Origin of the sequence: Pseudomonas sp. GZD-209 (assembly GCF_049310485.1) — a bacterium.
Taxonomy (GTDB): domain Bacteria; phylum Pseudomonadota; class Gammaproteobacteria; order Pseudomonadales; family Pseudomonadaceae; genus Aquipseudomonas; species Aquipseudomonas sichuanensis.
The window spans coordinates 1-24,058 of record NZ_JBMOWQ010000188.1; the positions used below are offsets into that span (position 1 = coordinate 1).

Sequence of the window (24,058 nt, forward strand, 5' to 3'; positions counted from 1 at the left end):
AATAAGAGCCAACGCCGCCTCCCCTACACACCGCACCTCGCGGCTCCTCTCCTCCCCCCCCCCCCCCCCCGCGATTGGTCCTACGGCTGATCGCTTAACGCGAAGCCAGCAGCTCTTTGCCGCGCACCACGGCCGCACGCACCTGCGCCGGCGCGGTGCCGCCGATGTGGTTACGGGCATTGACCGAGCCTTCCAGCGTCAGTACGGCAAACACATCCTGTTCGATCTGGTCGCTGAACTGGCGCAGCTCGTCCAGGCTCATCTCGGCCAGGTCCTTGCCGGTGTCCACGCCATACTTGACCGCATGGCCAACGATCTCGTGGCAATCACGGAACGGCAGGCCACGGCGCACCAGGTAGTCGGCCAGGTCAGTGGCGGTGGAGAAACCGCGCAGGGCCGCTTCACGCATGATCGCGTGCTTGGGCTTGATCGCCGGGATCATGTCGGCAAAGGCACGCAGCGAGTCGCGCAGGGTGTCGGCGGCGTCGAACAGCGGCTCTTTGTCTTCCTGGTTGTCCTTGTTGTAGGCCAGCGGCTGGCCTTTCATCAGGGTCAGCAGGCCGGTCAGGGCGCCGAACACACGGCCGCTCTTGCCACGCACCAGCTCGGGTACGTCCGGGTTCTTCTTCTGCGGCATGATCGAGCTGCCGGTGCAGAAGCGATCGGGCAGGTCGATGAACTGGAACTGGGCGCTGGTCCACAGCACCAGCTCTTCGGAGAAGCGCGACAAGTGCATCATCGCGATGCTGGCGGCAGCGCAGAATTCGATGGCGAAGTCACGGTCCGAAACGCCATCCAGCGAGTTGCCGGCCACGGCTTCGAAGCCCAGCAGCTTGCAGGTCAGCTCACGGTCGATCGGGTAGGTGGTGCCGGCCAGTGCGGCGCTGCCCAGGGGCATGCGGTTGGCGCGCTTGCGGCAATCGACCAGGCGCTCGTAGTCACGGCTGAGCATTTCGAACCAGGCCAGCAGATGGTGGCCGAAGGTCACCGGCTGGGCGGTCTGCAGGTGGGTGAAGCCGGGCATGATGGTCTCGGCTTCGCGCTCGGCCTGCTCCAGCAGGCCCTGCTGCAGGCGGGTGATCTCGGCCAGAATCAGGTCGATCTCGTCGCGCAGCCACAGGCGGATGTCGGTGGCCACCTGGTCGTTGCGGCTACGGCCGGTGTGCAGCTTCTTGCCGGTGATGCCGATGCGGTCGGTCAGGCGTGCTTCGATGTTCATGTGCACGTCTTCCAGGTCGACGCGCCAGTCGAAACTGCCGGCCTCGATCTCGCCCTGGATGGTCTTCAGGCCATCGATGATGGTGTCGCGCTCGGCATCGCTGAGCACGCCGACCTGCGCCAGCATGGTGGCGTGGGCGATCGAACCCATGATGTCGTGGCGGTACAGGCGCTTGTCGAAATCGACCGAGGCGGTGAAACGGGCGACGAAGGCGTCGACGGGCTCACTGAAGCGGCCGCCCCAGGACTGATTGGTCTTGTCGGTGCTCATGGATTCACTCGTTGAAGGCGTGAACGAAAAAAGTGCCGCGATCATAGCAGGGTTGCGCCCGCCACCGCAGGGGCGCTGGTCGAGAGAATCGTCTGTTATAGAGGGTGCACGGCAGATTCAACGATTGAACGGCAGTGTTCCACGGACCGTCTACAGTTGGACAAAGGACTGGCGGTGAATCTGCCAGGCCAGTGAATCTTTGGCCTTCGCACCGGTCTGTAGCGTGACCGCTTACCAGTCACCCCACACCTGTCTACGCTATACCCGTGCGAGACTCACTCAGGAATCCAGCGCAATTATGAATGTCCTGATCGTTGATGACGAACCCCAAGCCCGCGAACGCCTGAGCCGGTTGCTCGGTGAGCTGGAGGGCTACACCGTGATGGAGCCCAGCGCCACCAACGGCGATGAGGCCCTGGCATTGATCGAAAGCCTCAAGCCCGACGTGGTGTTGCTCGATATCGGCATGCCGGGCCTCGATGGCCTGCAGGTCGCCGCGCGGCTGTGCGAGCGCGAGGCGCCGCCTGCCGTGGTGTTCTGCACCGGCGATGATGAATACGGCAGCCAGGCTTTCAAGGAAAGCACCCTCAGCCATGTCGACAAGCCGATCCAGCCCCAGGCCCTGCGCGACGCGCTGCGCCGTGCCGAAAAACCCAATCGTGCCCAGTTGGCGGCGTTGACCCGGCCTGCCGGTGAAACCGGCGGCCCACGCAGCCACATCAGTGCCCGCACGCGCAAGGGCATCGAGCTGATCCCCCTGCCGCAGGTCATCTATTTCATCGCTGATCACAAGTACGTCACCCTGCGCCACGAGGCCGGTGAAGTCCTGCTCGATGAACCGCTCAAGGCGCTGGAGGACGAGTTTGGCGAGCGCTTCGTGCGTATCCACCGCAACGCCCTGGTCGCCCGCGAGCGCATCGAGCGCCTGCAGCGTACGCCGCTGGGGCATTTCCAGCTCTATCTCAAAGGCCTGGACGGTGACGCGCTGACCGTCAGCCGGCGCCATGTGGCCGGTGTACGCAAGATGATGCAGGCACTCTGACAAGCTGGGTCGAGCCCGTGGGAGCGGGCTTGCCCCGCGATTGACCCACATCTGCTTGCCCCTCGGCAGAGCTGTTATCATCGACAGCATTTCTCTGCATCGGGGCGCTTCATGTCCACTCGCGAAATCCGCATTGCCACCCGTAAAAGTGCCTTGGCCCTGTGGCAGGCCGAGTATGTAAAAGCCCGCCTGGAGCAGGCCCACCCTGGCCTCTTGGTCACCCTGGTGCCGATGGTCAGCCGCGGCGACAAGCTGCTCGACGCGCCGCTGGCGAAGATCGGCGGCAAGGGCCTGTTCGTCAAGGAACTGGAAACCGCCCTGCTCGACAACGAAGCCGACATCGCCGTGCATTCGATGAAGGACGTGCCCATGGACTTCCCCGAAGGCCTGGGCCTGTATTGCATCTGCGAGCGCGAAGACCCGCGCGATGCCTTCGTTTCCAATACCTTCCAAAGCCTCGACGCACTGCCGGCCGGCAGCATCGTCGGCACCTCCAGCCTGCGTCGCCAGGCCCAGTTGCTGGCGCGCCGCCCCGACCTCGAAATCCGCTTCCTGCGCGGCAACGTCAACACCCGCCTGGCCAAGCTCGACGCCGGCGAGTACGACGCCATCATCCTCGCCGCCGCCGGCCTGATCCGCCTGGGCTTCGAGGACCGCATCACCGACACCATCAGCGTCGACGACAGCCTGCCGGCCGGTGGCCAGGGCGCGGTGGGCATCGAATGCCGCAGCGCCGACAGCGAGATCCATGCGCTGCTGGCGCCGCTGCACCATGTCGATACCGCCGACCGAGTAGTTGCCGAACGTGCCCTGAACAAACGCCTGAACGGTGGTTGCCAGGTGCCCATCGCCTGCTACGCGGTGCTCGAGGGCGAGCAGTTGTGGCTGCGTGGCCTGGTCGGCCAGCCATCCGGCGGCACCCTGCTGGTGGCCGATGCCCGCGCCCCGCGCGCCAACGCCGAGGCGCTGGGCGTGCAGGTTGCCGAGGACCTGCTCGGCCAGGGCGCCGAGGCGATCCTCAAGGAAGTCTACGGCGAGGCCGGCCACCCGTGAGCCCCTGGCGCCTGCTGCTGACCCGCCCTGAAGAGGACTGTGCGGCACTGGCGCAGTCACTGGCCGAGGCGGGCATTGCCAGTGCCAGCCTGCCGTTGCTGGCGATCGAAGCGATCGAGCCGGACACCGCGCAGCTCCATCGCCTGCGCGGCATCGCCCAGGCGCAGGCGATCATCGTGGTGAGCAAGCCGGCTGCGCGCCTGCTGCTCGACCAGCTCGACCAGGCCGGCATCGCGCCACCGCCCGAGGGCTGGTTCACGGTGGGCGAGGCGACGGCGCGGATCCTCCAGGCCCGCGGGCTGCGGGTAAGCTTCCCGGCGACCGGTGATGACAGCGAGGCCCTGCTTGGCCTGCCGGCCCTGCGCGAGGCCATCGCGCGGCCTGTGCCCCGTGTCCTGATCGTGCGTGGCGTGGGAGGTCGCGAACTGCTGGCCGAGCGTCTTGCAGAGCAAGGTGCTAGTGTCGATTATCTGGAACTGTATCGCCGCTGCCTGCCGCACTATCCGGCGGGCACGCTGGCGCGCCGCGTCGATGGGGAACGCCTCAATGGCCTGGTGGTCAGCAGTGGGCAGGGTCTTGAACACTTGCAACAGATAGCGGGAGCGGATTGGCCAAGGCTTTCACGCCTGCCCTTGTTCGTGCCCAGCCCGCGGGTCGCCGAACAGGCCCGTGCGTTGGGCGCCCGACAGATTGTGGATTGCCGTGGCGCCAGTGCCGCGGCCTTGCTGGCAGCCGTGCAGCAAACTGCTGTACCTGCCCCTTAAGGCGCTAAGCTTGAGCGATGCGCCGCCATGCAAAGGATGGATACGTGAGCGAAACGGTCTTGCCCCACACTGAACAGAAATCGGTGCCCGAGGCGCCGGAAATCACTAACGCTCCCGCTCGACGCTCTGGCAGCGGCGTGGCGGTGCTGGCCCTGCTGCTGGGCGCCGCCGGGGTCGCGATCGGCGGCTGGGGTGCCTGGCAGGTGCGCCAGTTGCAAGGCAGCGAACAGGGCCAGGGCGAGCATCTGCAAGCGCTCAACCAGCGCGCCGATGCGTTGCAGCAACGCGAGCAGCAGCTCAGCGCACAACTGGCCAGCCTGCCCGCAGCCAGCGAGCTGGAGGACCGTCGGCGGCTGGTGGCGCAACTGCAGGGCGACCAGCAGCGGCTGAGCCAGCGGCTGGAAACCGCTCTCGGCGAAAGCCGCAAGGAATGGCGCCTGGCCGAGGCCGAACACTTGCTGCGCCTGGCCACGCTGCGCCTTTCGGCACTGCAGGACATCGCCAGCGCCAAGGCGCTGGTCGAGGGCGCCGACGAGATCCTCCGCGAGCAGAGCGACCCGGGGGCTTTCGCCGCCCGCGAACAACTGGCGCGCAGCCTGGCCACGCTCAACAGCACCCAGCAGCCAGACCGCACCGGGCTGTTCCTCAAGCTCGCCGCCCAGCGTGAACAGGTGCAGCAGCTCAGTGCCCAGTCACCGGAATTCGACAGCCAGGCCGATGCCATGGGCGCGCTCACCGCCGACGGTGACGGCCCCAGCCGCTGGTCGCAGTGGTGGGCGGAGCTCTCCAAGTACTTCCAGATCGAGTTCAACGCCGACGACAACGTGCGCCCGCTGCTCTCCGGACAGTCGCTCAACCAACTGCGCCTGGCGCTCAGCCTGACCATCGAGCAGGCCCAGTGGGCCGCACTCAACGGTGAGGCCAAGGTCTACAACCAGGCGCTGGACGATGCGCGCAGCGTGCTGCTGGCCAACTTCAACCCGGACAACCCGCAAAGCAAAGCCATGCTCGACAGCCTCAACCAGCTGGCCGAGCAACCGGTGTCGGTGGTGACCCCAGACCTCAGCGAAAGCCTGGCCGCCGTGCAGGCCTACATCCAGCGTCGCCACCTGCCGGCCGAAGCTGAAGGGGCCAAGCCATGAAGCGCGTCTACCTGCTGGCGGTGCTGGCGATCGTCGTCGCCGCGGCGCTGGGCATTGCCATCGCCAAGCACAGCGGCTACGTGCTGATCGCCTACGGCGGCTTCCGCTATCAGTCGGGGCTGTGGGCGGCGCTGGGGGCCTTGGTCGGCATCGTTGTGTTGCTGCTGGTGCTGCGCTACCTGGTCGGGCTGGTGCTGACCTCCAGTGGCGTGGTCAACCCCTGGTCGCGGCGCAACCGTGGCCGCCGTACCCGAATCGCCATCGAGCAAGGCCAGTTGGACCTGGCCGAAGGTCGCTGGAGCAGCGCCCAGCGCCATCTGCAGCGCGCCGCCGAATCCGAACGGCAGCCCCTGCTTTACTACCTCGGCGCCGCCCGCGCCGCCAACGAGCAAGGCCGTGTCGAAGACCGCGACAACCTGCTCGAGCGTGCGCTGGAGCGTCAGCCCCAGGCCGAACTGGCGATTGCCCTCACCCATGCCCAGTTGCAGATGGACCGCGGCGAAAGCGAGGGTGCACTCGAAGCGCTGCAGGCCATGCAGGAGCGTCACCCGAACAACGCCCAGGTATTGCGCCTGCTGCAGCGCCTGCACCTGGAGCGCGATGACTGGCCGGCGCTGATCCGTCTGCTGCCCGACCTGCGCAAGCACAAGGTGCTGCCAGCCAACGAGCTGGCCGAGCTTGAGCGGCGCGCCTGGGGCCAGAACCTTGGCCTGGCGGTGACCCGTGGCACCGACCCACAGACCGCGCGCCAGGCGCTGGAGCGCGCCTGGCAGCAGCTCACCGCAGCGCAGCGCCAGGAGCCAGGGTTGGTGTTGGCCTACGCCGAGCAGTTGCGTCAGCTGGGTGCCCAGGGCGAGGCCGAGAAGGTGTTGCTCGGCGCGCTCAAGCGCAATTACGAAAGCCACCTGGCGCGCCTTTACGGCTTGGTGCGCGGCGATGACCCGGCGCGTCAACTGCAGGTTGCCGAGGGTTGGCTGAAAGACCATTCGCAGGACCCTAGCCTGCTGCTGACCCTCGGCCGCCTGAGCTTGCAAAACCGTTTGTGGGGCAAGGCCCGTGATTACCTGGAAAGCAGCTTGCGGCTGCAGCGCAACCCGGAAACCTGCGCCGAACTGGCGCGGCTGCTGGCTGGGCTGGGCGAGACCGAGCGCAGCAACCAGTTGTTCCAGGAGGGGCTGGGGCTGCTCGATGAGCGCCTGCTGGCCCTGCCGCTGCCGGAGGGCGTCCAGGCTTGACCGCTTGCCAAGCCCGTACGCTGGTGCGGGCTTGGCGGGTGATTCACACCTTCATGTAATCGAGCGATTTTTCACCGTCAGCCGCCGGATTATTCCTACCTTCCGCGGCATTGATTCGTTGCCAATCAGCGACTTGTCCCCGCTGTAGCGCCTTGATACAAAGCGCCCCTTTCCTCTACCGTTTCAAGTCACTTTTTCCTCTCGCGGACATCCATTGCCCATGTCGCTGGCCTGCTTGCGCAGCTTGTTCCTTCCCGCTTTCCTGGCCTCGTTTGCCGTGCTCGTGGCGTCGTTTCGCCTGGAGTCCGTCGTTGGCCTGGTACCTTGCGCCCTGTGCTTCAGCCAGCGCCTGATGCTCGGGCTGTACGCGCTGATCAGCCTGGTGGCGGTCATTCATTTGCCGGGGGTACGTGGCCTGCGCGGTTATGCGTGGCTGACGCTGCTGTGCGCGCTTGGCGGCGCGCTGCTGGCCGGGCGGCATGTCTGGTTGCAAGGCGATCCGCTGCCGGTGGTGGATTGCCCACTGCCGGTGATGCACCTGATGCAGCGGCCGATTGGCGAAATCGCCAGGTTGCTGTTGCTCGGTAGCCCGGATTGCGTATCCATCAGTTGGAGCTTCTTCGACCTGACCTTGCCGGAGTGGAGCCTGCTGGCATTCCTGTTGCTCGCCGCACTGCCGCTGTCGTGGCTACTGGCGTATCGGCTGCGCCAGGGCGCGGCGGGTTGATCCAAGGCAATGCACAAGGTGTTGCTCGACCAACGGTGTGTAGGAAGGGTATTAAACGCTTGTATGAACTTTGTGTGCTGCGTACCTTGAAGGCCAAGTCGCACGGGAATAATCTCCCAGCACGGATACCGAAATCACAACTGCCCGATGCCGTCCTGCTGATGTCACCTTTGTGCCACGCACTTGTGTCGCGAGGTGCAGCGGCATCTACCCAGAAGGGAAGAGATCGCCATGCTCGATAGTTGCCAGAACGCCCAGGAACGCTGGGGCGGTGTTCACAAGCTGATCGATCGTTGGCTGGAGGAGCGCCAGGAGTTGGTGCAAGCCTTCCGCGCATTGCGCGATGCCAAGCCGGCCTTTGCCGACAAGGACCAGAACCGTGATTTCTGCGGGGTGCTGGTCGACTACGTGTCAGCCTGGCACTTCGAAGTCAGCGAGCAACTGGTCAGTGAAGCCAAGGCCTTTGGCGACACCCGCGGCCTGGAGCTTGCCACGCAGATCAACCCCCGCATCGATGAAAGTACCCAGATTGCCCTGGCTTTCAACGACCATTGCGACAAGGGCGAATGCACCGACCCCGAGCGCTTCGCCGAGAAGCTCGGCAAGCTGGGCAGCCTGTTGCACGAGCGTTTCGAGCTGGAAGACTGCCTGATCGAAGTGCTGCACAACGCGCACAAGGCCGAGGACGCGGTGCAGGCCTGACTCAGTCGGCCACGGCCAGCAGTTCGATCTCGAACACCAGGGGGGTGTAGGGCGCGATCAGGTCGCCCGCACCTTCGGCGCCATAGGCTTGCGCCGAAGGGATCACCAGCCGCCATTTCGACCCCGCCTTCATTTTTGGCAGTGCCACCTGCCAGCCCTCGATGACCGAGCCGAGCTTGAACCACTGCGGTTTCTCGCTCTGGTCGAACACTGTGCCATCCGGCAGCTTGCCCACATACCGCACCTGCACGCTGCCGCTGGCTTTGGGTTGTGCGCCAGCGCCGCTGGCCAGCTCGCTGTAGAGGATGCCCTCGGGCAATTCGTGTACACCCGCACGCGCACGTTCCGCGGCCATGAAGCGCTTTTCTGCTGCCAGCAGCGTGTCCACCCGGGCCTGCTCGGCAGCCGCGCTGGCCTGTTCATCGTGCTGTTGCAGAAGCGCCTGCATGCGTGATTTGGCCACCCGTGGTGGCTCGCCCTGATAAGCCTGGCGCAAGCCTTCGACCAGCGCATCGAGTTGCAGGCCCGGCACTTCCTGGCGCAGCCGTTCGCCAAGGCTGGCGCCGATGCTGTAGGCCAGGTCGTTGTCGGTATTACTTTCGGGGGCGGCCAGCGCAAGCGGGGCCGCCAGGCACAAGCCGAGCATCAGATAACGTGGCATGGTCGAGTCCTGCTGCAGTGAGGGCGAAGTATGCCAGCCTTGTTAGCGGAATATGTGCAAATGTCCGCAATACAATAATGACCAACTACACTTGTTTTTTGCTGCAAGACAACAACTTTGCCCAGGCATGCAACGCGGCGCTACTGATACTGTCAACATGCCCTAGCGGCAGTAGCAGCAGAAGCATAGTATGAGCCGCACTCTCGTCAGCCAGGAGGTAAATCATGTCGGCTAAAAAGAAGCCAGTCAGTACGCCATTGCACCTGCTTCAGCAACTTTCGGGCAGCCTGCTCGAACATCTGGAAGATGCCTGCTCTCAAGCGCTGGCGGATGCCGAGAAACTGTTGGCCAAGTTGGAAAAACAACGCGGCAAGGCACAGGAAAAACTGCACGGTGCCCGCCTGAAGTTGCAGGACGCCGCCAAGGCCGGCAAAGCCAAGGCACAAGGCAAGGCACAGAAAGCCGCTGGTGAACTTGAAGGGCTGCTCGAGTCGCTCAAGGACCGCCAGGCCCAGACCCGTACTTATATTCAGCAACTCAAGCGTGATGCCCAGGAAAGCCTGAAACTGGCCCAGGGTGTCGGCAAGGTGCGCGAAGCGGCGGCCAAGGCACTCGACCTGCGCACGGCGGCACCAAAAGCTGCTGCCAAGCCAGCCGCCAAGCCAGCCGCCAAGCCTGCAGCAGCAAAAGCCCCGGCTAAAGCCGCCGCTGCCAAGCCAGCCGCCAAACCTGCTGCTGCCAAGGCCCCGGCCAAAGCTGCCGCTGCCAAGCCGGCCGCCAAGCCTGCTGCTGCCAAGGCCCCGGCTAAAGCTGCCGCCGCCAAGCCAGCCGCCAAACCTGCTGCTGCCAAGGCCCCGGCTAAAGCTGCCGCCGCCAAGCCGGCCGCCAAACCTGCTGCTGCCAAAGCCCCGGTAAAAGCTGCCGCCGCCAAGCCAGCCGCCAAACCTGCTGCTGCCAAAGCCCCGGCTAAAGCTGCCGCCGCCAAGCCGGCCGCGAAACCTGCTGCCGCCAAAGCCCCGGCCAAGCCTGCCGTGGCCAAGGCACCAGCCAAACCGGCCGCCAAGCCCGCTGCCGCCAAAGCGCCAGCCAAGCCTGCCGTCGCCAAAGCCCCGGCCAAACCTGCTGCCGCCAAACCTGTCGCCAGCAAGCCAGCGGTGCCAGCCGGCAACGCAGCACCTGCCGCAGCGGCCAGCCCGGCTACACCAGCAGCACCTGCCAGCACCCCGGCTCAGTCGCCGTCCACGGCCTCCTGAAGCTCCCGGGCCGCGACGCGCAGCTGTTGCAGCGCGTCGTGGTCGCGGGCCTGGGCCGGTGCAAGCCGGCTCAACCATCCTTCGCTGTCGCCTGCTACAGCAGGCCACGCCTGCACCACTAGCGCCAAACGCTCCAGCAGCGCGCGTTCAGCCTGTAACTCCAGTGCCTTCACTTGTTCGCGCAGCACGGCCAGTTGCGGGTCGGCCAGTGCGTGTTCGCGCCATTGCCGGCGCAGTGCCCGCAGCGGCATGACCACCTCCCGCTGCCAGGGGCCGGCCACGGCCTGCAGCGCCTGGATGCGTGTTTCGTCAACGGCCACGGCCTGCACCTGCAGCCAGGTGCCGCAGAGCAGCAGGCAAACATCGCCGCCCAGCTCTTGCAGGGTCAGGCAGGCGGCTTCGACGCCCGGCCGCGCATACAGCGCCAGGGCATGATTCCACAGGTCGGTGTGCATGGTTTCACTCGCGCTAGTGGTCAGCGAAGCTGGTAGACTCCGCGACCATCATGATCAGACTATCCAACCTCACTTTACAGCGTGGTCCGCAGCGCCTGCTAGAAGGCGCCGAGATGACCCTGCACACCGGTCACAAGGCCGGCCTGATCGGCGCCAACGGCGCCGGTAAATCCAGCCTGTTCGCCTTGCTGCGCGGTGAGCTGTCGCCCGATGGCGGCGACTGCCTGCTGCCGGGCGACTGGCGCATCGCCCACATGCGCCAGGAGGTCGATACCCTCGAGCGCATCGCCGTGGACTATGTGCTCGATGGCGACGTGCGCCTGCGCAAGGTCCAGGCCGAGCTGGCGGCTGCCGAACAGGCGCACGACGGTACCGCGCTGGCACGCCTGCACAGTGAGCTGGACAGCGCCGACGGCTACACGGCCGACGCCCGTGCGCGCAAGCTGCTGGCCGGCCTTGGTTTCACCAACGAGCAGATGGACCGCCGCGTCGGTGACTTCTCCGGTGGCTGGCGGATGCGCCTGAACCTGGCCCAGGCACTCATGTGCCCGTCCGATCTGCTGCTGCTCGACGAACCGACCAACCACCTCGACCTCGATGCCATCCTGTGGCTGGAAGACTGGCTCAAAGGCTACCCGGGCACGCTGCTGCTGATCTCCCACGACCGCGACTTCCTCGACGCCGTGGTCGACCATGTGCTGCACGTCGAGCAGCGCAAGCTCAATCTCTACAAGGGCGGCTACAGCGCCTTCGAGCGCACCCGCGCCGAACGCCTGGCGCAACAGCAGCAGGCCTACGAGAAGCAGCAGGCGCAGCGCGCGCACATGGAAAAGTACATTGCCCGCTTCAAGGCCCAGGCCACCAAGGCCCGCCAGGCGCAGAGCCGGATCAAGGCCCTGGAGCGCATGGAAGAGCTGACGGCGGCGCATGTCGATTCGCCGTTCGACTTCGTCTTCCGCGAGTCGGAGAAAATCTCCAGCCCGTTGCTCGATCTGTCCGAAGCCCGCCTGGGCTATGGCGACAAGGCCATCCTCGAGAAGGTCAAGTTGCAGCTGGTGCCAGGCGCGCGCATCGGCCTGCTCGGCCCCAACGGCGCGGGCAAGTCGACGCTGATCAAGAACCTTGCCGGTGAGCTGCAGCCGTTGGCCGGTCGCCTGGTGCGCGGCGAGAACCTCGCCGTCGGCTACTTCGCCCAGCACCAGCTCGACTCGCTGGACGACAAGGCCAGCCCGCTGCTGCACCTGCAGCGCATCGCGCCCGGTGAGCGTGAGCAGACGCTGCGCGACTTCCTCGGTGGTTTCGACTTCCACGGCAACCGCGTCGACGAGCCGGTGGTCAACTTCTCCGGTGGCGAGAAGGCCCGCCTGGCCCTGGCGCTGATAGCCTGGGAACGGCCCAACCTGCTGCTGCTCGACGAACCGACCAACCACCTCGACCTCGAGATGCGTCTGGCCCTGACCATGGCCCTGCAGGAATTCGAAGGTGCCGTGGTGGTGGTTTCCCACGACCGTCACCTGCTCAAGAGCACCACCGACGACTTCCTGCTGGTGGCCGACGGCAAGGTCGACACCTTCGACGGCGACCTCGACGACTACAGCCGTTGGCTGGTCGAGTACCGCCAGCGCAACGCGCCCGTCAGTACTGCGCCGGTCAACCCGGACAAGACTGACAAGAAGGCTCAACGCCAGGCCGCTGCCGCCCTGCGTCAGCAGTTGGCGCCGCACAAGAAAGCCGCCGACAAACTCGAAACCGAGCTCAACCAGGTGCATGCACAGCTGGCAGAAATCGAGGCCGCGCTGAGCGACAGCGGGCTGTACGAGGCCGCGCGCAAGGATGAGCTGCGCGACCTGCTGGCCCGCCAGACCAAGCTCAAGCAACGCGAAGGCGAGCTGGAAGAGGCCTGGATGGAGGCGCTGGAAACCCTGGAAAGCATGCAGTCCGAGCTCGAGGCGCTGTCCTGATGGAGGAGCTGCGTTCCTTGCTGCCAGGGCAATGGATGGACACGTTCTGGCTGGGGTTGCAGATCCTGCTGATCCTGATCGTTGCGTTCGTCCTGCAACGCATGGTCGCCCGTGGGCTGAAGAGCCTGGGCGAACGCTACCCATTGCCGCACGAGCTGATGGTGCCGGTGCGCGGTGCCCTGCGCTGGCTGATCATGGGCAGCGGCTTGCTGTTCGTGCTGGAGCGCATGGGCGTGTCCGCCACGGTGCTGTGGACGGCCTTGTCGGGCTTTGTCGCAGTGGCGGCGGTGGCCTTCTTCGCCATCTGGAGCGTGCTTTCCAACTTGCTGTGCGCGGTGCTGATCTTCACCGTCGGGCCATTTCGCATCGGCGATGTGGTCGAGCTGGTCGACACCACCGACAAGCCAGGGGTGAAGGGCCGGGTGATCGCCATCAACCTGCTCTACACCACGCTGATGGAAACCCCCGAGGCGGGCGGGGCGCTGGTGCAGGTGCCGAACAGTCAGTTCTTCCAGAAGGCTGTGCGCCGTTGGCGTGGTGCCGAGGCTTCGGTGGCACTGCAAGAGGCACCTGTCGAGAGCGACTGACAGGGCGCTGCTCGTTGCAATCGCGGGGGGGGGGGGGGCCGGCACGCATTTCCTTGTTATGATGATAACATCTCACGCCCTCTTCGGTGTTTGATGCGCCTTCTTTCTGCGGTGGGTTCTGTTTTTGGTCTGTTTCCCCCCCCCGCGATCGTTTCAAGCAGAAAAATCACTGGTTATTTTTTCGCCAAAACCGTAGCTTAACGTTTTGTAACAATCGTTCGAGCGAGGTGTGTGATGTCGATGGAAACCTGGTTGGCCTTCTTTGCCGCGTGCTGGGTCATCAGTCTGTCGCCGGGTGCCGGGGCCATTGCCTCGATGTCCAGCGGCCTGCAGTACGGTTTCTGGCGTGGCTATTGGAACGCCCTGGGCCTGCAACTGGGCCTGATCCTGCAGATCGCCATCATCGCCGCCGGTGTCGGCGCCGTCCTCGCCGCCTCGGCTACCGCCTTCCAGCTGATCAAGTGGTTCGGTGTCGCCTACCTGGTCTTCCTCGCTTACAAACAATGGCGTGCGCTGCCGTTGGACATGAGCGACGAGTCCGGCGTGCGGCCAATCGGCAAGCCGCTGAGCCTGGTGTTCCGCGGCTTTCTGGTCAACGTCAGCAACCCCAAGGCGCTGGTGTTCATGCTCGCGGTGCTGCCGCAGTTCATCGACCCCCATGCCGCGCTGCTGCCGCAGTATCTGGCGATCACCGTAACCATGATCAGCGTCGACCTGCTGGTGATGGCCGGCTACACCGGGCTGGCTTCGCGGGTGCTGCGCCTGCTGCGTACGCCCAAGCAGCAAAAGCGCATGAACCGTACCTTCGCCGGCTTGTTCATCGGCGCGGCGACCTTCCTCGCCACGCTGCGCCGCGCGCCGGTCTAAGTCATTTTTGCGGTGGCCGGTCGACCAGCCCCTTGAGCAGGTCGATCGGCAACGGGAAGACGATGGTCGAGCTCTTGTCCCCTGCGATGGAGCCCAGCGTCTGCATGTAGCGCAGCTGCATCGCCCCGGGTTCCTTGCCCAGCATCTGCGCCGCCTGCATCAGCTTCTCCGAGGCCTGCAGCTCACCCTCTGCGTGGATCACCTTGGCCCGTCGCTCGCGTTCGGCTTCTGCCTGGCGGGCGATGGCGCGGATCATCGATTCGTTCAGGTCGACATGCTTGATCTCGACGTTGGCCACCTTGATGCCCCAGGCATCGGTCTGGGCGTCGAGCACTTGGCGAATGTCGCCGTTGAGCTGTTCGCGCTCGGCCAGCAGTTCGTCCAGCTCGTGCTTGCCAAGCACTGCGCGCAGGGTGGTCTGGGCCAGCTGGCTGGTGGCCGCGAGAAAGTCCTCGACCTGGATGATCGCCTTCTGTGGGTCGAGCACACGGAAGTACAGCACCGCGTTGACCTTGACCGAGACGTTGTCGCGGGTGATCACGTCCTGCGGTGGCACGTCGAGCACCACCGTGCGCAGGTCGACCCGCACCATCTGCTGGATCCCCGGGATCAGGATGATCAGCCCCGGGCCCTTGACCTGCCAGAAGCGCCCAAGCTGGAACACCACGCCGCGCTCGTATTCGCGCAGGACGCGCAGCGCCGACAGCAGCAGTAGCGCCACCAGCACGAGCAGTGTGCCGAAACCGAATTGCATGAACATCGTCACTCTCCTGGCGCTGTTGGCGCGGTGGCGCTGACGTCCAGCATCACGCCGTTGCGTGCGGTCACCCGCACATGCTGGCCGGGTTGCAGTGGCGTGGCGCACTGCGCCTGCCATTGTTCGCCCTGGGCCTGTACCGAACCGTGGAACGGGTTGTCCGCCTGCACGAAGGTCACCGTGACCAGGCTGCCCACCAGCCCGGCGTCACCACTGACCAGGGCTCTGCGGCGTGCCTTGATCGCCATGCCCAGCACGCCACCGAGCAACAATGCCGAGAGCACGGCCAGGCTGGCGATCAGCGCCAGCGGGATGCCGAAACCGGGGGCGTCGGTGTCCATCAGGATGACGGCGCCGGCAATGAACGCGACGATGCCGCCGAAACCGACCACGCCGAAGCTGGGCAGGAACGCCTCGGCGACCATGAACGCCAGCCCGAGCAGGATCAGCGCCACTCCGGCATAGCTCACCGGCAGCAGCTGCAGCGCATACAGCGCCAGCAGCAGGCAGATGCCGCCGACCACCCCGCCGACCCCGGTGCCGGGGTTGATGAATTCGAACAGCAGGCCGTACACCCCGATCATGATCAGGATCAGCGCCACGCTGGGGTTGGTGATCACTGCCAGCAGGCGCGTGCGCCAGTCCGGCAGGTGCTCGACCACAGTGGCTCCGACGGTTTTCAGTTGTACGGTCTGGCCGGCGGCAACCAGGCTCTGGCCATCGAGCTGGCGCAGCAGTTCCGGCAGGTCGCTCGCCACCTGGTCGATCACTTTCAGGCGCAGGGCCTCGCTGGCCGACAGGCTGACCGCCTCGCGCACGGCCTTTTCCGCCCAGTCGGCATTGCGCCCGCGCAGCTGGGCCAGGCCACGGATGTAAGCAGCGGCGTCGTTGACCTGTTTGCGGGCGAGGGTGTCTTGGCTGTTGTCGGCGGCCTTCTCGGGGCTACCCGGCATGCCGATCTGCACCGGCGTGGCGGCGCCCAGGTTGGTGCCGGGAGCCATGGCCGCGATGTGGCTGGCGTACAGGATGTAGGTGCCGGCGCTGGCCGCCCGGGCACCGCTGGGGGCAACGTAGGTGGCTACCGGCACGGGGCTGGCAAGGATGGCCTTGTTGATCTGGCGCATGGCGCTGTCGAGCCCGCCGGGGGTGTCGAGGTGGATCACCAGCAATTGCGCGCCCTGCGCCTGTGCCTGTTGCAGCCCGCGCAGCAGGTAGTCGGCGCTGGCCGGGCCGATGGCGTCGTCGATGCTCAGCAGCCACACGCTCCCTCCGGGCGCGGCTTGCCCGCCCGGGGCAAAGCCGAGCAGCAACAGCAATAGCAACACGCGCCAGCCGTGAGCGATCACCTGTCGTCACCTCATGGGGGCCTGTAATTGAAGTTTAGCTGTGGCCGCTTGGCTGCGGCCTAAACTTGAAGGTGGGGGCGAAACCGGAGGTGCATCATGCGTATGGCCAAGACCCTTCAGCAGCGCCTGGACCAGGCCAACTGCGACTATGACATTGTTCCCCATCCACATTCGGCCACCAGCCTTGAGTCAGCCCGCACGGCAGGCGTACCTGCTGAACGGGTCGCCAAGTCGGTCATGCTCGACGACCGCCACGGCAACTACATCATGGCCGTGATACCGGCCAATCGGCACATGGACATGAGCAAGGTGCGCATGACCGGCGCCTGGCAGATGACTCGCGAAAGCGCCTTGCCGATGTTGTTCGGTGATTGCGAACGTGGCGCCGTGCCGGCACTGGGGGATGCCTATGGCATGAAAATGCTGCTCGATTCGAGCCTTACCCGCCAAGGCGATGTCTATCTTGAGGCGGGTGACCACGATCATCTGATTCACATGAGCATGGAGCAATACTTGAAACTGGTGCCGCACGCTGAAGTGCGCGAACTGAGCTGATGCTCGCAACCAACGCCGGGCTGGCGTCGTGGACGATCGGCCTGGCCCAAGGAGTGAACCATGGAAGCGCCGATCCACAAGTTTTCCGAACTGTTCAAGCAACTGGGCCTGCCCGACGACCCTGTCGGTATCGACCAGTTCATCACCAGCCACTCTCCCCTCAAGGGTGATGTGAAGCTGGTCGACGCCCCCTTCTGGAACGATGCCCAGCGAGGCTTTCTGAGGGACAGCATCAACGAGGATGCCGACTGGGCGGAGCTGTTCGACCAGCTCAATGAAGCCTTGCGTCGCCCCCGTAAATAAAGCGCCGAGCGGCACCTGATGGCTGACGGGGCCGTTGCTATGCTCAGAAAAACAACAAGGGGATGGCGCGATGAAAGATCCCTACGCACCGGGTTTCTGGTGCACCGTGACGATCCTGGGCACCCTGACCGCCGGTTACTTCTACGGTATCCGGCACACCCAGCAGATGAACCAGGCCGTGCAGTTCCTGTATGCCGCCGCCGCCGTCACCGCGGCGGTTGCCTTGTGCGGGCTGGCATGGATCGCCTGGGAATACCTGCACCTGAACCGGCGCGAAGTCGCCCAGGGCCGAACGTTACTGACCATTTGGAACACCAAGGTTGCCCTGCGCCGGGTCGAAACCGTGTTCGATCGCTATTTCTGGGGTAGCTACTGGCATTCCGGGCGGACCTTCGAAGAGGTCATGGGTGAGCTCAAGGGCACGCCACTGGAGCAGAGCCTCGACGCCCTCAAATTGCAGTGCCGTGAGCTCGACCGGGAAATCCACGATCACCACCATCACTGGCTGGCCAATGCCCGCGACCTGTCCAGCGTGGCCACGGCCATGGCCCGTGAGCGCTATCAGCTGGACCTGTGTGACGCGCCGATACGTGATGGCGGCAACACCGCCGTGCTCAATCGCGATCTGGAAGTGCTGGTCTACACCTGGTCGGCGCGCCTGCGCAGCTTCGACCATCAGCTGGACGAGCTGGAGCGCGCCTATCACTAGTGAGGGGTTGGGTCATTCGCCGCGGATGTACTGCTCCAGTTGCTGGATCAGGTTGGCCTGCTCGGCGATGGTTTCTTTCACCAGGTCACCGATCGACAGCAGCCCCAACAGCGCGCTGCCATCCACTACCGGCAGGTGGCGCAGGTGGCGATCGGTCATCAGTTGCATGCAGTAATCAAGTTTCTCCTTCGGCCCTACCGTGACCACTGGTGCGCTCATGATTTCACGCACGGGCGTGGCGGCCGAAGAGCGCCCTTTGAGCACCAGCTTGCGGGCATAGTCGCGTTCGCTGACGATCCCCACCACCCGGTTGTCCTCTACCACCGGCAGTGCGCCGACGTTTTTCTCCGCCAGCATTTTCAAGGCATCCAGTACCGAGTCATCAGGGCCGATGGTGTAGACGGTCTGATGCTGGGACTTGGTCTTGAGGATTTGTTCGACGTTCTTCATACGGGCCTCGGCGGGTGGAAAAAGCGCTGTGTCGGAGTAAATAAAGCATCCGGTACGGCGCTCTGCACGGCAATGCAGGAAACGGCATCGAGACGATTGAAAAACGTCATGGTTGCAGGCGCATGAAAAAAGGCGGCCCGAAGGCCGCCTTGTCATTCCTGCACAGGCTGCACTCAGACCAGGCCTTTGGGGCTCGGGCCGAAGCGGTTGTTGCCAGGGGTGCCATCTATGAACAGGAATACCAGGCCCACGATCGGCACCAGCAGCCACCAGCCGCGGTGATCGCTGTCATGCAAGCGGCGCACAGCCACAGCAATGCTCGGGATCATGAGCGCCAAGGCGTACACCACGCTCAGCAGCGGGTTGGTGCCGAGGACGTTATCGAGGTAGCCGAAGGCGATCGTGATCAGGAAGTTGATCAGCACGAACAACCAGTATTCCTTGCGGCGTGCACGGCCTTTGAACACTGCGTACTTCTTCAAGACTTCGAGGTAGGGAGTGCCGCTGCTCACTTCGACGGTACCCACGAAGCCACCGTTGGTGGCCGTGGCGGCCTGGGTTGCACCGCAGCCTGGGCAGCTCAAGGCCGATTGATGGATCTGTTTGGCGCAGCCTCGGCAGAACACCATGCTCATTTGTTTTCCCTCACATTTGGATTAACTTGCGGATTTCAGGCCGACCAGGCGCAGCAGCCAGATGCTTGCCGTGACAACGCTGGCGCTCGCCAAGCCGTTGTCGGGTTTGTTCTGGTTGATGCCGACGACACCGAGGATCAGGCTTGCGCTTGCGAGCAGGCCTGGCCCCAGGAGGGTTTCGCCCTCCCAGGCGGAATCATCGAGCAGGGTCATGGCACACAGAATGCCAAGCATCAGGGAAACAATACCCATCCACGGCGATTCGCCGCGATCAGGTCTCGTGGAGGACGTTGCGTGCTGTGGAGCACTGCATTGGGGGCAGGCAGGTGCCGTTTTGTGCAACTGTCTGGCACAGCCGCGGCAATAACCATTGCCATCGCAAATCCTTTTGTGGCGTTCGCCGAACGCATCCCTGTTCGCATACCGTGTCACCCGTCCGGGTGGCCGGCGCAGAGGTTACTATATATTTCATAAGTGGCGAAATAGTGGCGCCAAGAAATTCGCGTCCCGCTCTGTAGCAACGAAAAAAGGCGCCCGCAGGCGCCTTTTTTCGTTGCAAGTTCGAGGCTCAGAGCTTCGGCATCTGCCCGATCCGCGCCACCATCTCGCTGACGATCTGCAAATCGAGCATGAACTGCTCCACGGTCTTGAACTCGTTGTCGTTGTGCCCGGTGTACTTCACGTCCGGCATGGCCAGGCCGAACTGCACGCCGTTGGGCAGGTCATGTACCGAGGTGGCGCCAGCGGAGGTGCCGAACTCGTGCTTCATGCCCAGGTTCTCGCTGGCCACCGCAAGCAAGGCCTTGACCCATTCGCCCTGCGGGTTGCGGTACATCGGCTCGTCCAGGCTGTAGTCGAACGCCACAGCGGTCTTGCTCTTGGCCGTCCAGCTGTCGAGCTTGCCGGAGATCTCGCCCTTGAGCGTGTCCAGCGACTTGCCTTTGGGGATGCGCAGGTTCACCGCCAGCTTCAGCGCCTTGTCATCCAGGCCGACGAAGGTCAGCGAAGTGGTCAGCGGGCCCATGAACGCATCCTTGAAGCCCACGCCGAGCTTGTTGCCCAGGTAGTCCAGGCCCCAGTTGTCGGCGGCGTAGCGGGCGGCGTCGGTGATGTGGTTGTGCTTGAGCGGCACTTCTTTGCCCAGGCCATTGAGGAACACCAGCATGCGCGCCACCGGGTTGACCCCCGACTCGGGCTCGGAGGAGTGCGCCGACACGCCGGTCACGGTCAGCAGCACCTGCTTGCCCTCGACCTTGGCGTCGATGCTGAAGTTGCCACCGTTATGTTTGACGAAAGCAGCACCGGCCTTGTTCAGGGCCTTGGCCAGCTCGGCCGGCTTGTCGCTGAGCAGGGTCGCCACCGAGTTGCCGGGGATCTGGTTGGTGGCCAGGCCACCGGTCAGGTTCACCACCTCGGCGCCCTTGCCGCTGCCGGCGCGCTTGGCGAAGGTGGCCATGACCGTGCCGTAGCCTTTCTCGGCGATCACCACCGGGTAGCCGCCGTCCAGCGCCAGGTTGTAGTCGGGCGTGGCGTTGCGCTCGAAGTAGTAGGGGATGGCGTCGCCGGTGGTTTCCTCGGTGGTGTCCACCAGCAGCTTGAACTGGCGGGCCAGCGGCAGCTTCTCATCCTTGGCCACTTTCAGCGCATAGAGCGCGACGACGATGCCGTTCTTGTCGTCCTCGGTGCCGCGGCCGTACATGCGGTCGCCCACCAGGGTGACCTTGAACGGGTCGAGCTGGGTGCCGTCGGCCAGCTTCCAGTTGGCCGGGGTGACCGGCACCACGTCGGCGTGGGCGTGGATGCCGATGACTTCCTTGCCTTCGCCGAGGGAAATCTCGTAGACACGGTTGTCGATGTTGCGGAAGGTCAGGCCGAAGCCCTCGGCCAGGGCCTTGATCTTGTCGGCGATCTTGAGGAACTCGGGGTTCTCGTGCTGCTCCACGCCCTCTTTGCGATAGGTCGGGATCTCTACCAGCTCGCGCAGGGTTTCGGTAGCGGCCTTGCCGTACTTGATGCGCGTGTACAGGCCCAGCAGGCGGTTGATCTCGTCCTGTTGTTCGGCTGCCAGCGGCTTGCCGGCCAGGTACTGCTTGAGGGTTTCGTCGAGCTTGTCGGCCTTGGCCAGCTCACTGCCGGCCAGCTTGCCGAGGAATTGCTTGAAGTCGGCCGGGTCGCTGCCGTCGTAGGCCTTGATGATGGCGGCGGACTGTTGCTGGGACAGATTGGCCTGGGCCGGGATCGAGAACATGGCCACGCTGGCCAGCAGCAGCGACGCGGCGGAGAGCTTGGTAAATGGCATGGTCGTGCGCATTCCTTTGCAAGTGGGGGAAGTGTGTCCGTTTACGCAAACGGAAGATGCCCACGCTAACACCAATGACTGCCTGCGGGGGAGAGGTGGCAATGTGCACTCAGTCGCAAATCAGCAGGCACAAAAAAGCCCCGCCGGTGTGAACCGGGCGGGGCTTTCTGGGCGCTGTCAGCGATACAGGGGGTGCCGCTGACAGCGTGAAATTCATGGCGCACTCGGCGGGATTCGAACCCACGACCCCTGCCTTCGGAGGGCAGTACTCTATCCAGCTGAGCTACGAGTGCAACGGGCCGCATGATACCCATCTGTGCAGGTGGCGTCCATCGCCTTGATATGAGGGTGTTTTTCCAGGGAGCCCGATCGCGGGGCAAGCCCGCTCCCACGCAGGGAAGCTGATCTATCCATATGCAATCTTGGTATTTCTCACGGCGCTGTTATGCCCGCTATCTTCTGGTCACAACTTGTTATAACAAGTCAGCCGACAGAGAAGACCATGGCCGAACTGCTCCCGCTTTCTCCCGTACCGCTCTACACCCAGCTCAAGGAACTGCTGCGCGAGCGCATCCTCGACGGCAGCTACCCACCGCACAGTCGCATGCCCTCGGAAAGCGAGCTGGGCAAGGCCTTCGACGTCAGCCGCATCACCGTGCGCCAGGCCCTGGGTGACCTGCAGAAGGAAGGGCTGATCTTCAAGATCCATGGCAAGGGCACTTTTGTCGCCAAGCCCAAGGCGTTCCAGAACGTCAGCACCCTGCAGGGCCTGGCCGAGTCGATGACCCAGATGGGCTACGAAGTGCTCAACCGCCTGCGCAGTTTCCGCCATGTCCCGGCCAGTGCGCTGGTGGCGCAGCGGCTGCAGGTCGAGGAGGGCAGCCTGGTCACCGAGATCCGTCGGGTGCGCCTGATCAACCGCGAGCCGGTGTCGCTGGAAATCACCTGGCTGCCGCACAACGTCGGCGAGAAGCTGGAGAAGGCCGACCTGGTCACCCGCGACATCTTCCTGCTGTTGGAGAACGACTGCGGCCTCGCCCTCGGTCATGCCGACCTGGCCATCGACGCGGTGCTCGCCGACAGCGACCTGACCCAGGCGCTGGACGTGGAAGAGGGCGCGCCGATCATGCGTATCGAGCGCCTCACCCACACCGCCGACGGCGCCCCGCTTGACTTCGAACACCTCTATTACCGTGGCGACGCGTTCCAGTACCGCCTGCGTATCGACCGCCAGAAGGGGGGCAAGGCATGAGCATCCAGACCCAGGACTACGACATCGTCGTCATCGGTGGCGGCACCGCCGGGCCCATGGCCGCGATCAAGGCCAAGGAGCAGGACAAGACCCTGCGCGTGCTGTTGCTGGACAAGGCCAACGTCAAGCGCAGCGGCGCCATCAGCATGGGCATGGACGGCCTGAACAACGCCATCATCCCCGGGCATGCCACGCCCGAGCAGTACACCAAGGAAATCACCGTCGCCAATGACGGCATCGTCAACCAGGCTGCGGTGCATGCCTACGCCACCAAGAGCTTCGAGACCATCGAGCAGCTCGACCGTTGGGGCGTGAAGTTCGAGAAGGACGAAACCGGCGACTACGCAGTGAAGAAGGTCCACCACATGGGCGCTTATGTGCTGCCCATGCCCGAGGGCCACGACATCAAGAAGGTGCTGTACCGCCAGCTCAAGCGCGCCCGGGTGGAAATCAGCAACCGCATGGTGTGCACCCGCGTGCTGCTCGATGCGGCCGGCGCCGCAGCCGGGGTGCTCGGTTTCGACTGCCGCAGCGGCGAGTTCCGGGTGATCCGCGCCAAGGCGGTCGTGCTCGCCTGCGGCGCCGCCGGGCGCCTGGGCTTGCCGTCGTCGGGCTACCTGATGGGCACCTACGAAAACCCCACCAATGCCGGTGACGGCTATGCCATGGCCTACCACGCAGGCGCCGAACTGGCCAACCTGGAATGTTTCCAGATCAACCCGTTGATCAAGGACTACAACGGCCCGGCCTGCGCCTACGTCACCGGCCCCTTGGGCGGCTACACCGCCAACAGCAAGGGCGAGCGCTTCATCGAGTGCGACTACTGGAGCGGGCAGATGATGTGGGAGTTCCACCAGGAACTCGAAGGCGGCAACGGCCCGGTGTTTCTCAAGCTCGACCACCTGGCCGAGGAGACCATCCAGAACATCGAGGAGATCCTGCACAGCAACGAACGCCCCAGCCGTGGCCAGTTCCACGCCGGGCGCGGCACCGACTACCGCCAGCACATGGTCGAGATGCATATCTCCGAGATCGGCTTCTGCTCCGGGCATTCGGCCTCGGGGGTGTGGGTCAACGAAAAGGCCGAGACCAGCGTCAAGGGCCTGTACGCCGCCGGCGACATGGCCGCGGTACCGCACAACTACATGCTCGGCGCTTTTACCTATGGCTGGTTTGCCGGGGTGAATGCCGCGCAGTACGTGGCCGGGCGTGAATTCGCCGAGGTCGACACGCAGCAGGTCGAGCGCGAACAGGCGCGGGTGTTCGCACCCTTGCAGCGCGAGCACGGCCTGCCGCCGGCCCAGGTCGAGTACAAGCTGCGACGCATGGTCAACGACTACCTGCAGCCGCCCAAGGTGACCAAGAAGATGGAAATCGGCCTGGCGCGCTTCGCCGAAATCGAACGCGACCTTGAGCAGATGAAGGCCAACAACCCCCATGAGCTGATGCGCGCCATGGAAGTTTCGGTAATCCGCGATTGCGCCGAGATGGCTGCGCGCGCTTCGCTGTTCCGCAAGGAGAGCCGCTGGGGGCTGTACCACCACCGGGTCGATTTCCCCGAGCGCAATGATGGCGAGTGGTTCGTGCATTGCCATCTGAAGAAGGGCGAGGACGGCGAGATGACCAGCTTCAAGAAAGCGGTGGAGCCGTACCTGATCCCGCTGGATGCCGAGGAACAGACCGCGTACGACCGGCTGCGTGTAAAGGCCGATGCCGCATAGGCAACACCGAACCCTGTGGGAGCGGGTTCACCCGCGAACACCGGCAAAGCCGGTGCCATGCACCGTGTTGGGTTCTTCGCGGGTAAACCCGCT

At 64.6% G+C, this 24,058-nt stretch carries 25 protein-coding genes and 1 tRNA gene; 16 read left to right on the plus strand and 10 right to left on the minus strand.

Annotated features, from left to right (window positions below):
• Positions 1 to 94: 94 nt before the first annotated feature.
• Positions 95 to 1,489, minus strand: coding sequence for an argininosuccinate lyase (gene argH, locus ACO6VM_RS20215; RefSeq protein WP_110995743.1), 1,395 nt, complete (start codon positions 1,487 to 1,489; stop codon positions 95 to 97).
• 298 nt (positions 1,490 to 1,787) lie between these two features.
• Between argH and ACO6VM_RS20220 the strand changes: the two genes are divergently transcribed.
• From ACO6VM_RS20220 to rsd, 7 genes are all read left to right on the plus strand, one after another.
• Positions 1,788 to 2,531 carry a LytR/AlgR family response regulator transcription factor gene (locus ACO6VM_RS20220; RefSeq protein ID WP_110995742.1) on the plus strand — a complete coding sequence of 248 codons (744 nt, stop codon included), beginning with the start codon at positions 1,788 to 1,790 and terminating at the stop codon, positions 2,529 to 2,531.
• Positions 2,532 to 2,642: 111 nt separating this feature from the next.
• Positions 2,643 to 3,584, plus strand: a complete 942-nt coding sequence (gene hemC, locus ACO6VM_RS20225; RefSeq protein ID WP_125462131.1) for a hydroxymethylbilane synthase — start codon at positions 2,643 to 2,645, stop codon at positions 3,582 to 3,584.
• Positions 3,581 to 4,348, plus strand: coding sequence for a uroporphyrinogen-III synthase (locus tag ACO6VM_RS20230; RefSeq protein WP_401057463.1), 768 nt, complete (start codon positions 3,581 to 3,583; stop codon positions 4,346 to 4,348). Before hemC ends, ACO6VM_RS20230 begins: the two co-directional genes overlap by 4 nt.
• Positions 4,349 to 4,392: 44 nt before the next feature.
• Positions 4,393 to 5,490 (plus strand): uroporphyrinogen-III C-methyltransferase, encoded by a 1,098-nt coding sequence (locus ACO6VM_RS20235; protein WP_401057464.1) that lies wholly within the window; start codon positions 4,393 to 4,395, stop codon positions 5,488 to 5,490.
• Complete coding sequence (locus ACO6VM_RS20240; protein ID WP_401057465.1) at positions 5,487 to 6,725, plus strand: heme biosynthesis HemY N-terminal domain-containing protein; 1,239 nt, start codon at positions 5,487 to 5,489, stop codon at positions 6,723 to 6,725. Before ACO6VM_RS20235 ends, ACO6VM_RS20240 begins: the two co-directional genes overlap by 4 nt.
• Positions 6,726 to 6,945: 220 nt before the next feature.
• A complete protein-coding gene (locus ACO6VM_RS20245) occupies positions 6,946 to 7,452 on the plus strand; it encodes a disulfide bond formation protein B (RefSeq protein WP_401057466.1) in 507 nt (168 codons plus the stop codon).
• A gap of 231 nt (positions 7,453 to 7,683) precedes the next feature.
• Positions 7,684 to 8,154 (plus strand): sigma D regulator, encoded by a 471-nt coding sequence (gene rsd, locus ACO6VM_RS20250; protein ID WP_110995736.1) that lies wholly within the window; start codon positions 7,684 to 7,686, stop codon positions 8,152 to 8,154.
• A 1-nt stretch (position 8,155) separates the two neighbouring features.
• On the opposite strand, the gene ACO6VM_RS20255 is transcribed toward rsd, so the two are convergent.
• The gene (locus ACO6VM_RS20255) at positions 8,156 to 8,815 is read right to left on the minus strand and encodes an FKBP-type peptidyl-prolyl cis-trans isomerase (protein WP_125462136.1); all 660 of its coding nucleotides are present in this window, start codon (positions 8,813 to 8,815) and stop codon (positions 8,156 to 8,158) included.
• A 224-nt stretch (positions 8,816 to 9,039) separates the two neighbouring features.
• Between ACO6VM_RS20255 and ACO6VM_RS20260 the strand changes: the two genes are divergently transcribed.
• Positions 9,040 to 10,068 (plus strand): AlgP family protein, encoded by a 1,029-nt coding sequence (locus tag ACO6VM_RS20260; RefSeq protein ID WP_401057467.1) that lies wholly within the window; start codon positions 9,040 to 9,042, stop codon positions 10,066 to 10,068.
• Here ACO6VM_RS20260 and ACO6VM_RS20265 read toward each other — a convergent pair.
• The gene (locus ACO6VM_RS20265; protein WP_401057468.1) at positions 10,044 to 10,523 is read right to left on the minus strand and encodes a TIGR02444 family protein; all 480 of its coding nucleotides are present in this window, start codon (positions 10,521 to 10,523) and stop codon (positions 10,044 to 10,046) included. The genes ACO6VM_RS20260 and ACO6VM_RS20265 overlap by 25 nt on opposite strands.
• Before the next feature lie 50 nt (positions 10,524 to 10,573).
• On the opposite strand from ACO6VM_RS20265, the gene ACO6VM_RS20270 reads away from it, so the two are divergent.
• From ACO6VM_RS20270 to ACO6VM_RS20280, 3 genes are all read left to right on the plus strand, one after another.
• The gene (locus ACO6VM_RS20270) at positions 10,574 to 12,484 is read left to right on the plus strand and encodes an ATP-binding cassette domain-containing protein (RefSeq protein WP_401057469.1); all 1,911 of its coding nucleotides are present in this window, start codon (positions 10,574 to 10,576) and stop codon (positions 12,482 to 12,484) included.
• Positions 12,484 to 13,071 (plus strand): mechanosensitive ion channel family protein, encoded by a 588-nt coding sequence (locus ACO6VM_RS20275; protein ID WP_125857059.1) that lies wholly within the window; start codon positions 12,484 to 12,486, stop codon positions 13,069 to 13,071. Before ACO6VM_RS20270 ends, ACO6VM_RS20275 begins: the two co-directional genes overlap by 1 nt.
• A 234-nt stretch (positions 13,072 to 13,305) precedes the next feature.
• Positions 13,306 to 13,938, plus strand: a complete 633-nt coding sequence (locus tag ACO6VM_RS20280; RefSeq protein WP_401057470.1) for a LysE family transporter — start codon at positions 13,306 to 13,308, stop codon at positions 13,936 to 13,938.
• 1 nt (position 13,939) lies between these two features.
• Here ACO6VM_RS20280 and ACO6VM_RS20285 read toward each other — a convergent pair whose 3' ends face one another.
• Together ACO6VM_RS20285 and ACO6VM_RS20290 are read right to left on the minus strand one after the other, a co-directional pair.
• Positions 13,940 to 14,698: a slipin family protein gene (locus ACO6VM_RS20285; RefSeq protein ID WP_401057471.1), complete on the minus strand. Its 759-nt coding sequence runs from the start codon at positions 14,696 to 14,698 to the stop codon at positions 13,940 to 13,942.
• A gap of 2 nt (positions 14,699 to 14,700) precedes the next feature.
• Entirely contained in the window at positions 14,701 to 16,041 is a 1,341-nt protein-coding gene (locus ACO6VM_RS20290; RefSeq protein WP_401057472.1) for an NfeD family protein, read from the minus strand.
• A gap of 96 nt (positions 16,042 to 16,137) precedes the next feature.
• Here ACO6VM_RS20290 and ACO6VM_RS20295 point away from each other — a divergent pair, with 96 nt between their 5' ends.
• The 3 genes from ACO6VM_RS20295 to ACO6VM_RS20305 all read left to right on the plus strand — a co-directional run bounded on the left by ACO6VM_RS20295 (position 16,138) and on the right by ACO6VM_RS20305 (position 17,608).
• Entirely contained in the window at positions 16,138 to 16,596 is a 459-nt protein-coding gene (locus tag ACO6VM_RS20295) for an aminoacyl-tRNA deacylase (protein WP_401057473.1), read from the plus strand.
• Positions 16,597 to 16,656: 60 nt separating this feature from the next.
• Positions 16,657 to 16,899, plus strand: coding sequence for a DUF2789 domain-containing protein (locus ACO6VM_RS20300; protein WP_110995726.1), 243 nt, complete (start codon positions 16,657 to 16,659; stop codon positions 16,897 to 16,899).
• Positions 16,900 to 16,969: 70 nt separating this feature from the next.
• Positions 16,970 to 17,608 carry an NADH:ubiquinone oxidoreductase subunit N gene (locus ACO6VM_RS20305; protein WP_125857063.1) on the plus strand — a complete coding sequence of 213 codons (639 nt, stop codon included), beginning with the start codon at positions 16,970 to 16,972 and terminating at the stop codon, positions 17,606 to 17,608.
• Between the two features lie 12 nt (positions 17,609 to 17,620).
• On the opposite strand, the gene ACO6VM_RS20310 is transcribed toward ACO6VM_RS20305, so the two are convergent.
• The 5 genes from ACO6VM_RS20310 to ACO6VM_RS20330 all read right to left on the minus strand — a co-directional run bounded on the left by ACO6VM_RS20310 (position 17,621) and on the right by ACO6VM_RS20330 (position 21,285).
• Complete coding sequence (locus ACO6VM_RS20310) at positions 17,621 to 18,058, minus strand: CBS domain-containing protein (protein ID WP_110995724.1); 438 nt, start codon at positions 18,056 to 18,058, stop codon at positions 17,621 to 17,623.
• 173 nt (positions 18,059 to 18,231) lie between these two features.
• The gene (locus ACO6VM_RS20315) at positions 18,232 to 18,693 is read right to left on the minus strand and encodes a DUF805 domain-containing protein (RefSeq protein WP_401057474.1); all 462 of its coding nucleotides are present in this window, start codon (positions 18,691 to 18,693) and stop codon (positions 18,232 to 18,234) included.
• Between the two features lie 21 nt (positions 18,694 to 18,714).
• Complete coding sequence (locus tag ACO6VM_RS20320; protein WP_401057475.1) at positions 18,715 to 18,906, minus strand: hypothetical protein; 192 nt, start codon at positions 18,904 to 18,906, stop codon at positions 18,715 to 18,717.
• 355 nt (positions 18,907 to 19,261) lie between these two features.
• On the minus strand, positions 19,262 to 20,992 hold the full coding sequence (locus ACO6VM_RS20325) for a dipeptidase (RefSeq protein ID WP_401057476.1): 1,731 nt from the start codon (positions 20,990 to 20,992) through the stop codon (positions 19,262 to 19,264).
• Between the two features lie 216 nt (positions 20,993 to 21,208).
• Positions 21,209 to 21,285, minus strand: a tRNA-Arg gene (locus tag ACO6VM_RS20330).
• Positions 21,286 to 21,494: 209 nt separating this feature from the next.
• Between ACO6VM_RS20330 and ACO6VM_RS20335 the strand changes: the two genes are divergently transcribed.
• Both ACO6VM_RS20335 and ACO6VM_RS20340 read left to right on the plus strand, forming a co-directional pair.
• Positions 21,495 to 22,244: a GntR family transcriptional regulator gene (locus tag ACO6VM_RS20335; RefSeq protein WP_323829936.1), complete on the plus strand. Its 750-nt coding sequence runs from the start codon at positions 21,495 to 21,497 to the stop codon at positions 22,242 to 22,244.
• Complete coding sequence (locus ACO6VM_RS20340) at positions 22,241 to 23,965, plus strand: fumarate reductase/succinate dehydrogenase flavoprotein subunit (RefSeq protein WP_258644083.1); 1,725 nt, start codon at positions 22,241 to 22,243, stop codon at positions 23,963 to 23,965. The genes ACO6VM_RS20335 and ACO6VM_RS20340 overlap by 4 nt, the downstream gene beginning before the upstream one ends.
• Positions 23,966 to 24,058 lie beyond the last annotated feature (93 nt).